The following is a 10799-nucleotide window of genomic DNA, read 5'->3' on the forward strand; positions in this document are numbered from 1 at the left end:
AGCGGGTCATCGGGCCTCTCGCTGCTTGCGCAGCTCGTTCTTGGCCAGCGCGTTCTTGTGGACCTCGTCGGGACCATCGGCGAAGCGCAGAGTGCGGTTGCCCGCGTAGGCGGCGGCCAGCGAGAAGTCCGGGGAAAGACCGGCGGCGCCGTGCACCTGGATGGCCTTGTCGAGAATCCACTGCACGGTGGCCGGGGTGGCGATCTTGATCGCCTGGATCTCGGTGTGGGCGCCCTTGTTGCCCACGGTGTCCATCAGCCACGCGGTCTTGAGCACCAGCAGCCGCAGCTGCTCGATCTTGACCCGCGACTCGGCGATCCAGTCCCGGATCACCCCCTGGTCGCTGAGCGGTCGGCCGAAGGCCACCCGCTCCTCGGCGCGCGCACACATCGCCTCGATGGCCCGTTCGGCCACGCCGATGGCGCGCATGCAGTGGTGGATGCGGCCCGGGCCGAGCCGGGCCTGCGCGATGGCGAAACCGTAACTCTCCCCGCCGATCAGGTTCGCGGCGGGGACGCGGACATCGGTGAACGTCATCTCGGCGTGGCCGCCGTGCTCGTGGTCGTCGTAGCCGAAGACCTCCATACCGCGTTCGATCACCACGCCGGGGGTGTCGCGCGGGACCAGGATCATCGACTGCTGACGGTGCCTGCTCGCCTGCGGATCGGTCTTACCCATCACGATGAAGATGCGAGCGTTCGGGTTCATCGCGCCGGTGATCCACCATTTGCGGCCGTTGATCACGTAGTCGTCGCCGTCGCGTTCGATGCGGGTGGCGATGTTGGTGGCGTCGGAGGAGGCCACGTCGGGCTCGGTCATCGCGAACGCCGACCGGATCCGGCCGTCGAGCAGCGGCTCGAGCCACTGTGTGCGCTGTTCCTCGGTCCCGAACTGCGCCAGCACCTCCATGTTGCCGGTGTCCGGCGCCGCGCAGTTGAGCACGGCCGGGGCCAGATGCCCACTGCGGCCGGTGATCTCGGCCAGCGGCGCGTACTGCAGGTTGGTCAGCCCGGCGCCCTCGTCGCCGGGCAGGAACAGATTCCACAGGCCTCGGCGGCGGGCCTCGGCGCGCAGTTCGGCCAGTACCGGCACCGAATCCCACGCCCAGCGGTCCTCCAGCTGGGCGAGTTGCTCGCGGAACACCGGCTCGGCCGGGTAGATGTGGGTCTCCATGAATTCCAGGAGCGAGGCACGCAATTCCTCGGTGCGGGCGTCGTAGGCGAAATCCATCAGCGGTACTCCTTCACTGCGGTGAGTCCGGTCTCGAGGAGCGGCTCGATCGCCGAACCGATGACATCGAAACCCTCGCCGACCGTCTGGCCGTGCAGATAGCGGTAGTGGATGCCCTCGAGGATCGCGGCCAACTTGAACGCGGCCAACCCGAGGTAGAAGCCGAACCGGGACATGTCGCGCTCACTGCGCGCGGTGTAGCGGGCGATGATCTCGTCCTCGGACAGGAAGCCCGGTGCCGCCGTCGCGTCGGCCACCACGGCGCCGCCCGCCCTGGCCGCGAGCCGGCCGTAGACGACCATCAGCGCGAGGTCGGTGAGCGGATCACCGAGAGTGGCCATCTCCCAGTCGATCACCGCCACCAGCCGGTCCCGGCTGTCGGTGAGCACGTTGTCGAGCCGGTAGTCGCCGTGCACGATGCCCACCGCGGACTCGGCGGGCACATCCGCGGCCAGCAGCGCGTGGAGTTCGTCGGCCAGCGGCAGCTCGCGGGTGCGTGAGGCGTCGAGCTGCTTCTTCCAGCGGCGCACCTGGCGTTCGAGAAAGCCCTCCGGCCGACCGAAGTCCGCCAGCCCGATCGCCGCCGGGTCGACCGCGTGCAGCGTGGCCAGGGTGTCGATCAGGCCGGCCGAAATCGCCCTTGTCCGTTCCGGGCCCAGGTCGGCCAGTTCCGCGGCGGTCCGGTAGGGCCTGCCCTCGATGCGCTCCATCACGTAGAACGGGGCACCGATCACGCTGTCGTCCTGGCACAGCGCGTACATCGCCGGTACCGGTACCTCGGTCTGCCGCAGCGCGGCCATCACCCGGTACTCGCGGGCCATGTCGTGGGCGGTGGCCAGCACGTGCCCCAGCGGAGGCCGCCGCACGATCCAGCGGGTGGTACCGTCGCCGATCTCGTAGGTCAGGTTCGACTTGCCACCGGCGATGAGGGTGCCGGTGAGCGCGGTGCCCGTCATCGGCAGGTGCTCGCGCAGCCAATCGGACAGCCGGTCGAGGTCGAGGCCGGGCAGGTCGGACCGGGTGGTCATCCGGCCACCACCAGGGTCAGCGACTCGACCACACAGACCGGTTTGTCGCCGCCCGCCCGCTCGACGGTGACGGTCGAGGTGACCAGGTGCCCGGCCGCGCCCGGTGCCACCGAGACCAGCTCGACCCCGGCACGCACCGTCGAATCCACCGGTACCGGGGCCGGGAACCGCAGCTTGTTGGAGCCGTAGTTGACCGCCATCCGCACGCCCTCCACCCGGTAGATCTGCGCGACCAGCAGCGGCACCAGCGACAGGGTGAGGTAGCCGTGCGCGATGGTGGTGCCGAACGGGCCGTTCGCCGCCTTCTCGGCGTCGACGTGGATCCACTGGTGGTCACCGGTCGCGTCGGCGAACGCGTTGATCTGCGACTGCGTGATCGTGTGCCACTCCGAGTAGCCGAGATGGGACCCGACCGCCGCCTCGAGCTCGGCCACGCCGTGGAACGTCCTCATGCCTTCGGCCCTCCCGCGACATACAGCACCTGACCGGACACGAAACCGGCGCCCTCGCTGACGAAGAACGACACGGCGTGCGCGATGTCCTCGGGCACACCGGTGCGCGCGACCGGAATCTCCTTGGCCGCAGCAGCTTTGAAATCCTCGAACGGAACACCGATACGCTCGGCGGTGGCCGCGGTCATCTCGGTCTCGATGAAGCCGGGCGCGATGGCGTTGGCGGTGATGCCGAACTTGCCGAGCTCGAGGGCGAGGGTCTTGGTGAAGCCCTGCAGGCCCGCCTTGGCCGCGGCGTAGTTGGCCTGGCCGCGATTGCCGAGCGCCGAGGTGCTCGACAGGTTCACGATGCGACCGAACTTCGCCTCGGTCATGTACTTCTGGACCGCGCGCGTCATCAGGAACGACCCGCGCAGGTGCACGTTCATCACGGTGTCCCAGTCGTCGGTGGTCATCCGGAACAACAGGTTGTCACGGATGACGCCCGCGTTGTTGACCAACACGGTGGGCGCGCCGAGTTCGGTGGCCACCCGCTCGACGGCCGCGGCGACGGCGGCTTCGTCGGCCACGTCGGCGCCCACGGCGATCGCGGTGCCGCCCGCGGCCTGGATCTGCTCGACGACCGGTTTGCAGGCGACCTCGTCGAGGTCGATCACGGCGACGGCCATGCCGTCGGCGGCCAGGCGCCGGGCGACGCCCGCGCCGATGCCGCGGGCGGCGCCGGTGACGACAGCGGTCGTGGTCTGGGTGCTCATGAATATCTCCTGGAGTCGAATGTGGTTGTCAGACGCCGCCGGTCAGGGTGATGCCGCCGTCGAGGACGAGGAGCTGGCCGGTGATCCAGGCGGCGTCGTCGGAGAGCAGGAACGCCACCGCACCCGCGATGTCCTCGGGCACGCCGAGCCGCTTCAGCGGATAGGTTCCGGCGAGTTCCTGTTCGCGGCCCTCGTAGAGCGCGGTGGCGAACTTCGTCTTCACCACGGCCGGGGCGACCGCGTTGACGCGCAGGTCCGGCCCGAGTTCCACGGCCAGTTCCTGGGTGAGGTAGGTCAGCATCGCCTTGCTGGCGCCGTAGAAGCCGATCCCGGGCGCCGGTTTGATCCCGGCCACCGAGGACACGTTGACCACCGCGCCGCCGTGTTCGGCCATCCACGCCTTGTGCGCGCGCTGGGTCCACGACAGCGCGGCCAGGCAGTTGACCTCGATGATCTTGCGCGCCGCGGCCAGGTCCATGTCGATCAGCGCACCGTAGACCGGGTTGATCCCGGTGTTGTTGACCAGCAGGTCGGCGCCGCCGAAGGTCTCGATCGCCCGCGCGACGGTCTCCTCCTGGTGCTCGAGGTCGTCGGCACGTCCGGCGACGCCGAGCGCGTGCTCGGCCCCGCCCAGCTGCCGGACCGCCTCGTCGAGGGCGTCCTGCTTGCGCGCGGTGATCACCACCTTCGCGCCGTCGTCCACCAGGCGCTGCGCGATGGCCAGGCCGATGCCGCGGCTGGCGCCGGTGACGATCGCGGTCCTGCCGGCGAAACGGCCGGTCACGACAGCCGCTCCAGCACCATGGCCATGCCCTGGCCGCCGCCGACACACATGGTCTCCAACCCGAATTGCTTGTCGTGGAAGCGCAGCGAGTTGATCAGGGTGCTGGTGATGCGGGCGCCGGTCATGCCGAACGGGTGGCCCACCGCGATCGCGCCGCCGTTGACGTTCAGCTTGTCTTCCGGGATACCGAGTTCGCGGGCCGAGCCGAGCACCTGCACGGCGAACGCCTCGTTGATCTCGACCAGGTCGATGTCGTCGATCGTGAGACCGGCCCGGCCCAGCGCCTGCTTGGACGCCTCGATCGGGCCCAGGCCCATGATCTCCGGGGACAGCGCGGAGACGCCGGTGCTGACGATGCGCGCGAGCGGGGTGATGCCCAGATCCCTGGCCTTGGTGTCGGACATGATGACCAGCGCCGCCGCGCCGTCGTTGAGCGCGCAGCAGTTGCCCGCGGTGACGGTGCCGTCGGGCCGGAACACCGGCTTCAACTGGCTCACCGCCTCCATGGTGACGCCCGCGCGCGGGCCGTCGTCGGCACTGACCACGGTGCCGTCCGGCAGCGTGACGGGGGTGATGTCGGTGGCCCAGAAGCCGTCGGCGATGGCCTTCTCGGCGAGGTTCTGCGAACGGACACCGAACGCGTCCTGTTCGGCGCGAGTGATGCCGGTGAACTGCGCGACATTCTCCGCGGTCTGGCCCATCGCGATGTAGACGTCGGGCAGGAGACCCTGCGCGCGCGGGTCGGCCCAGTCGGCGGCGCCCCCGCTCGCTCGTTCGGCCGTGCGGGCGACGGCGTCGGCGAAGACCGGATTCTGGGTGTCGGGCCACCCGTCGGCGCTGCCCTTGCCGAACCGGCTCACCGTCTCCACGCCCGCGGAGATGAACACCTCACCCTCGCCCGCCTTGATGGCGTGCAGCGCCATCCGGGTGGTCTGCAAGCTGGAGGAACAGTAGCGATTCACGGTGGTGCCGGGAACCGTGTCCAGCCCGGCCAGCACCGCCACCGTGCGGGCCATGTTGAAGCCCGATTCGCCCGCGGGCTGCCCGCAGCCGAGCAGAAGGTCCTCGACCTGGGCCGGGTCCAGGGCGGGCACCTGGGCCAGCGCGGCCCGCACCATCTGCACGGTCAGGTCGTCGGGACGCATCTCCTTCAGCGAGCCCTTGCCCGCCCGCCCGATCGGGGAACGGGCAGCGGCGACGATCACAGCTTCCGGCATCGAATCTCCTTTGATGACTAAGCGCTTGCTTAGTAGCATAGTGCAGGGTGGTCCGGGTCACCGTCAACAGTGATCAGGACTCGCCCCCTGTTGACCACATCACACCCGCCGTGACCGGAGCGGCCGGACCGAGGCGAGATAATGGCGATCCCATGACCGACATCACCGAACCCCGCGGCGATTCGACCCGCGCACGCCTGCTGGAAGCCGCCGTCGAGGCATTCGCCGAGAAGGGCTTCAACGGGACGACGACGCGCGATATCGCCGGAGCCGCCGGCATGAGCCCGGCCGCGGTGTATGTGCATCACAAATCCAAGGAAGAGCTGCTCTACCTGATCTCGCGAGCGGGCCACGACGAGACACTCGAGCTGATCAGGAAAGCGGCCGCCTCGTCCAGCGATCCGGCGACCGCGTTGCGCACCGTGATCTACGATTTCGCGGTCCATCACGCCCGCGCGCACACCAGCGCCCGGATCGTCAACTACGAGCTGAACTCACTGAGCCCCGAGCACCTGAACGAGATCCGGGCCATCCGCCAGCAGATCGACCAGACCATGCGCGACCTGGTGCAGCGCGGGATCGAGCAGGGCGTCTTCGACATCCCCGACGCGCGCATCGCATCCACCGCCCTGCTCTCCCTCGGCATCGACATCGCCCGCTGGTACCGCGACGCGGGCCACTGGACCCCGGAGGACATCGCCACGGCCTATGCCGAGATGGCATTACGCATCGTCGGCGCGGCCTGACCCGGCCCGCACCGGAGCGTTCAATTCGACAGCGGCGTCGACCAGTTCGGCAGATCGCGGCCTTTCTTCATCGCCCTTACTCGTGGCGATCCGGTCGCCCACGGCCACCGTCGAACCGGGGTGCCGGTCGGCTCGACGGCTTCCTCGGTGAGAAGGTCGGTGATCGTGCCCGGGACATGGGCGTCGTAGCCTGGGGCGGTCGGGTGCGGTCGGCCACCCGATCTCGAGTCCTGGCCTCGGCTGCGTCGCGCGGGTGGGCCACGACTGGCTCGGCGCAGCCCATTCCGGCCCGCCGCTCGTCGAGTGCGCCGGCAGCAGATGCTGACAACCGACCAGGGGCAGGTCTGGCAGCTACCGGACCCGGTCGCGCGCCGGCGACGTGCCACACAAGTACCTGGCAATCGCGGATCAGCGACCGGGCTCAGGCGCCGTCGGCGCGGGTCGACCACTTCTCTCGACGCTCAACCACGGGCGGCAGCGCGTACCGGGGCGAGTAGTGCGGTCGCGGTGGGCCGAAACGGGCTGGTGGACAGATCGACTCACGCCCGGCAGCATGCCCGGCTGGAGCGGGTGCGCACGGCTCGGCAGGTCTGGGTCGCATCACCACCGGCTCGGGCGCCCACCGCATGTGCGCAGCCGGTTCCGGTTGCATCGGCGGGGTCGTTGTCGAGCCGGTTCCGTGGCACGTGGCTGCGGCCCGGCCGCAGCCGCAGGCGGGCGCTGGTGGTCCATGGTGGAGCTGCCGCCGGGACGAGACGGCGCATCGCGGCGATAGGGTGAGGTCGTGCCGTCCGTCGAAGCCCTCATCACCTTCGCCCTCGCCTCGCTGATCCTCATCGCCATCCCCGGGCCCAGCGTGCTCTTCGTGATCGGTCGTTCCCTGTCCCTCGGACGGCGCGGCGGGCTGTGGAGCGTCGTCGGCAACGAGTTGGGCGGGCTGATCCCCATCACCGCCGTGGCCTTCGGCGTCGGCTCGATCGTCGCGCAGTCCGTCGCCCTGTTCACCATCGTCAAGATCCTCGGCGCGTCGTATCTCGCCTACCTCGGCGTGCAGGCCATCCGGCATCGGAAGGACGGGCTGGGCGAAAGCGCCGCCGTCACGCCCCGAGGCGTCTCCTCGCCCACGGTGCTCCGCCAAGGGTTCATCGTGGGAGCGACCAATCCGAAGACGATCGTGTTCTTCGTCGCGGCACTGCCCCAGTTCGTCGACTTCCATGCCGGGGCCGTCCCGGTGCAGATGCTCGTGCTCGGCGTCGTCTTCACGGTCATCGCCTTCCTGTGCGATGCCACCTGGGCGTTGATCGCCGGCTCGGCACGGACGTGGTTCGCCCGCTCGCCACGACGGCTCGCGGCGGTGCGGGCGAGCGGAGGCGGCATGATGATCGGCCTGGGCGGGACACTCCTGCTCGCCGAGAGCAAGGCCTGACCCCCGCGGTGGAAACCCCACCAAGGTGTGGCACCTCTGCCGTCCGGACGGCCGCGCAGCCATGGTGCCGATGGAGCACGGCGAGGGACTGGACCCGACGGAGATGATGAACCTACACCCGGGCGTATCGCCCGCCAGGTGCTCAGCGGAATCCTTGCCGTGCAGAACCGCCGTTCCCAGCTCAGAGACAGTCCAGGGCTGACGCAGGCGTACTTCTCCGACAACGCTGCATCGAGCGCGCCGTTCACACGGCACGTCGCGCTCGCCAACGCCGGGACGGGATACTGCCAGACCGGTACTCGCAGGGAACCTTGCACCTCGTGACCGGCCGGATCGATACCGCCCACAGCTGGATTCTGGCGTGTACTCCGTGTGTGTTCGGCTTGGTCAAGAGCGAGCGATAACCGTTCAGGTGCACCAGGATCGATCATTGGTTTCAGAACTCGGTGCACGATACCCTCGGCAGGCGAAGTCGGATCGTCGAGTATCCGATCGGACGTCCCGGCGAGCTAGTGGTGGACAAGCTGTACCGCGATCACGAACAGCTCCCGCCGTAGGGGAATCGAGACCGTTGTGGCGCGTGGTGGCGGACCATCGGATCTGTCGGAAACGCGACACCGACCGAACGGCCCGCCGCGCCATGCTGCTCCCTCGCCCAAGGGCAAAATCCGCTTCTATTACCAGGGGACCCGAGCGAGTCTCCTGGTCGCCCACGTGCCCTTCTTCGATGTGCCGCGCCGGGGGCACGAAGAACATGGGCAACCGTAGTAGCGGTTTCCCATGGCGTGCCGGGTTGCCCCGTACCGCCGCCCCTGTGGGCTGGTGGCGGTACGGGCCCCGTTTCGGGGGTCGTAGCAGGGGTCAGCGGCGCGGCGGCCATGGCGGCATCTGGGAGTGTTTCTTCGGTCAGGGTGGCGTAGATGGTCACGTGCTTACCGGTGTGGTCGTAAACGATCTTGATCCCGAATGCCTCGTACAAGTCACGTTGCAGGACATCGGGGGCCCGGGTGAGATGCAGCGTCAGCCGGGGCAGGTGGTCCAGGACAGCGGGTTCGTCGGGGCGTTGCCGGGCGACCTGTTCACGCAGCGTCTCCAGCTCGGCATTCTTGGTCCGGCGTTCCTTTTCGAGTTCTGTGTAGCGGCGTCTCAGCCGTTCGGCCCAGGCTTGGGACAACTCGTCGTCGCCGGTGATGGGACGCGATTCCAGCTCGGCGAGCACGTTGTCCTGTCGTCGGGTGATGTCGGTGAGGGTCTTCTCGATCGCGGCGGCCCGCTGTTCGATGTCGTGGCCCTTGCTCGAGGACTGCCCGCGTAGCTGGTGGCGCAGCAGGGTCGCGCGGTCGGGGCCGAAGATGCGTTCGTTGAAGAACGTCTCGACGCAGGCGAGGAGCTTGTCTTCGCGCACGTACACCGCGCGGGGGTGGTCGGCGTATTCCTCGGGTTTGCCGACGAGGTCGAGTTTGGGTTGGCAGGTGTAGTAGCCGTAGCCCTTGCGGGTCTTGCCGAACATCCGTTTGTTGCACTGCTGGTGGTGCACGAACGAGCGCAGTACGTAGGTGCGGTGGGTGTCGGGGTGGGTGTTCTTCACGCTCATCCGCGACCCTTGGCGGGTGGTGCGGTTCTTCTGGACCGCGTCCCACACCGCGCGGGTGACGAGGGGTTCGTGGGTGGGCTGCGGTGACCATACCCATTTCTCGGGCGGGACGAGCGCGCCGCCTTTCTTGCTGGCGCGCCGGTTCCACACCATGTGCCCGGTATATTTTGGGTTGATCAGGATTTCGCGGACCGAGGAACCTGACCAGCGGCCCCGGGCGCGTTTGCCGCTGTTGGGTTGCGGGGGCGGGTAGCGGTCGGGGTCGGCGTTGAGCCGGTCGGCGATCACCTGGTAGGCGAGGTTCTCGTCGTGGCGCAGCTGGAAGATCCGCACCACCGCCGGTGCGCGTTCTGGGTCCACGAGGAGCCGGGACTTGGTGCGGCCTTCCTCTCGTTTCGCCGCGACCGGGTGCGGCACTTTCTCGTTGAGGTAGCCGTGGCAGGCTTTGCCGATGTTCCAGCCTTGAAAGGTGTGTTCGCGGAACCCTTCCCAGGATTGTTCGAGGGTGTGGCGCAAGAACCATTCGGCGACACCTTGTTTCATGCGGCGCACGAGGATCTGGGTGGCGCGTTTCTCCGACAGCGAGATCGGGCCCTCGTCGGCGGCGAACAGCGGCACCCCGACTTTCTCCAGCTCGTGTTCGAGCTGGGTGGACTGGTGGGTCCAGCGGGCGGCGCGTTCGATCTCCTCGACCACGACCGCCTCGAAGCGGCGGTTGGGGTGGCGGGCTTCGGCCATCAGGTCGGCCAAACCGCCGTCACGCGGGATCGGGATGTCGAATGCCTCGTGCGCGCTGCCCAGACCACGCATCTCGAGATCCTTGCGGGAGGACTCGACGTCGTAGAAGAACGCGACGATCACGAACCCGTTAGGCAGCACCTTGCGGCAGTTGTCGAGCTGGCGCGGCAGCGACAACGTGGGGTCCTGCAAATCCCGGGTCGAGGTGCGCAGGAACACCGCCACCGGGACCGGGGACGACCCACCCATCCCGAGCAGATCAGGGCTGTCGGGTCCGGCGAATGCGGGCAGGCTCATGCCGCCTCCTGTTCGTCGGCGGTGGTGATGGCGTCGAGATCGACCAGCTCGGCTGTGGCTGGGTCGTGGCTGTCGAGCCAGCGCAGCAGCGCCGAGATCGCGCGGGCTTGCCGTTCGGCGACGCGTTTGGCTTCGGCTCCGGTGACATAGCGGATCTGGAACGACGTGGTCATCTCGCCCACTCGAGCATCGACATGCATCGGCGAATCGGCGCGGGCCCGCCAGGGGCGCAACGGGATCACCACGGCGTCGTCGGAAAATTCCTCGTCCATGATTTCCTCTCATGTCCTGCCACGTCGGCCCGATAGGTGGCGGAGGTGGCTGTTTCGTGGGTGGGTCGAACTGCGCGGGAACCGGGCTGGGTCCGTGCAGCGGGGTCCATGAACGCTCCGTAGCGGCCGAGGCGTCAAATGTCTTCTCGTGCAGCATTTCTGCCGAACCGGTCACCCGCGACCAACCCGGGGTGCCGATCGGCCGGAATACGGCGGCCTGCGCCGTTCTGGCGGGTCGAACGGGCGGGTCTGCGGTGTGA

At 68.6% G+C, this 10799-nt stretch carries 10 protein-coding genes; 2 read left to right on the top strand and 8 right to left on the bottom strand.

Annotation, left to right across the window (positions count from 1 at the left end; translation table 11 throughout):
• Positions 1-6: 6 nt before the first annotated feature.
• Genes CRM89_RS10000 through CRM89_RS10025 form a run of 6 tightly spaced genes read right to left on the bottom strand, consistent with a single transcriptional unit; the run spans position 7 to position 5466 of the window.
• Entirely contained in the window at positions 7-1230 is a 1224-nt protein-coding gene (locus CRM89_RS10000; protein ID WP_098083826.1) for an acyl-CoA dehydrogenase family protein, read from the bottom strand.
• Entirely contained in the window at positions 1230-2258 is a 1029-nt protein-coding gene (locus tag CRM89_RS10005) for a phosphotransferase family protein (RefSeq protein WP_060590359.1), read from the bottom strand. Before CRM89_RS10005 ends, CRM89_RS10000 begins: the two co-directional genes overlap by 1 nt.
• Positions 2255-2710 (bottom strand): MaoC family dehydratase, encoded by a 456-nt coding sequence (locus CRM89_RS10010; RefSeq protein ID WP_060590357.1) that lies wholly within the window; start codon positions 2708-2710, stop codon positions 2255-2257. The genes CRM89_RS10005 and CRM89_RS10010 overlap by 4 nt, the downstream gene beginning before the upstream one ends.
• Positions 2707-3465, bottom strand: coding sequence for a 3-oxoacyl-ACP reductase FabG (gene fabG / locus CRM89_RS10015; RefSeq protein WP_098083827.1), 759 nt, complete (start codon positions 3463-3465; stop codon positions 2707-2709). Before fabG ends, CRM89_RS10010 begins: the two co-directional genes overlap by 4 nt.
• A gap of 28 nt (positions 3466-3493) precedes the next feature.
• Positions 3494-4249 carry an SDR family oxidoreductase gene (locus CRM89_RS10020; RefSeq protein WP_011209944.1) on the bottom strand — a complete coding sequence of 252 codons (756 nt, stop codon included), beginning with the start codon at positions 4247-4249 and terminating at the stop codon, positions 3494-3496.
• Positions 4246-5466, bottom strand: coding sequence for an acetyl-CoA C-acetyltransferase (locus CRM89_RS10025; protein ID WP_060590353.1), 1221 nt, complete (start codon positions 5464-5466; stop codon positions 4246-4248). The genes CRM89_RS10020 and CRM89_RS10025 overlap by 4 nt, the downstream gene beginning before the upstream one ends.
• A gap of 152 nt (positions 5467-5618) precedes the next feature.
• On the opposite strand from CRM89_RS10025, the gene CRM89_RS10030 reads away from it, so the two are divergent.
• Both CRM89_RS10030 and CRM89_RS10035 read left to right on the top strand, forming a co-directional pair.
• A complete protein-coding gene (locus CRM89_RS10030; protein ID WP_060590351.1) occupies positions 5619-6212 on the top strand; it encodes a TetR/AcrR family transcriptional regulator in 594 nt (197 codons plus the stop codon).
• Positions 6213-6996: 784 nt separating this feature from the next.
• Positions 6997-7638 (top strand): LysE family translocator, encoded by a 642-nt coding sequence (locus CRM89_RS10035; protein WP_011209950.1) that lies wholly within the window; start codon positions 6997-6999, stop codon positions 7636-7638.
• A 535-nt stretch (positions 7639-8173) separates the two neighbouring features.
• On the opposite strand, the gene CRM89_RS10040 is transcribed toward CRM89_RS10035, so the two are convergent.
• Positions 8174-10195: a recombinase family protein gene (locus CRM89_RS10040; protein ID WP_172964468.1), complete on the bottom strand. Its 2022-nt coding sequence runs from the start codon at positions 10193-10195 to the stop codon at positions 8174-8176.
• 68 nt (positions 10196-10263) lie between these two features.
• On the bottom strand, positions 10264-10539 hold the full coding sequence (locus tag CRM89_RS30865) for a hypothetical protein (protein WP_172964469.1): 276 nt from the start codon (positions 10537-10539) through the stop codon (positions 10264-10266).
• Positions 10540-10799: the final 260 nt, after the last annotated feature.

It is taken from the genome of Nocardia sp. FDAARGOS_372 (genome assembly GCF_002554515.1).
GTDB classification, from domain to species: Bacteria; Actinomycetota; Actinomycetes; order Mycobacteriales; family Mycobacteriaceae; genus Nocardia; species Nocardia farcinica.

Coding starts and splice junctions, on each gene's coding strand:
- CRM89_RS10000 (WP_098083826.1), bottom strand. CDS start 1,230: ATGGATTTCGCCTACGACGCCCGCACCGAGGAATTGCGTGCCTCGCTC.
- CRM89_RS10010 (WP_060590357.1), bottom strand. CDS start 2,710: ATGAGGACGTTCCACGGCGTGGCCGAGCTCGAGGCGGCGGTCGGGTCC.
- CRM89_RS10005 (WP_060590359.1), bottom strand. CDS start 2,258: ATGACCACCCGGTCCGACCTGCCCGGCCTCGACCTCGACCGGCTGTCC.
- CRM89_RS10030 (WP_060590351.1), top strand. CDS start 5,619: ATGACCGACATCACCGAACCCCGCGGCGATTCGACCCGCGCACGCCTG.
- fabG (WP_098083827.1), bottom strand. CDS start 3,465: ATGAGCACCCAGACCACGACCGCTGTCGTCACCGGCGCCGCCCGCGGC.
- CRM89_RS30865 (WP_172964469.1), bottom strand. CDS start 10,539: ATGGACGAGGAATTTTCCGACGACGCCGTGGTGATCCCGTTGCGCCCC.
- CRM89_RS10025 (WP_060590353.1), bottom strand. CDS start 5,466: ATGCCGGAAGCTGTGATCGTCGCCGCTGCCCGTTCCCCGATCGGGCGG.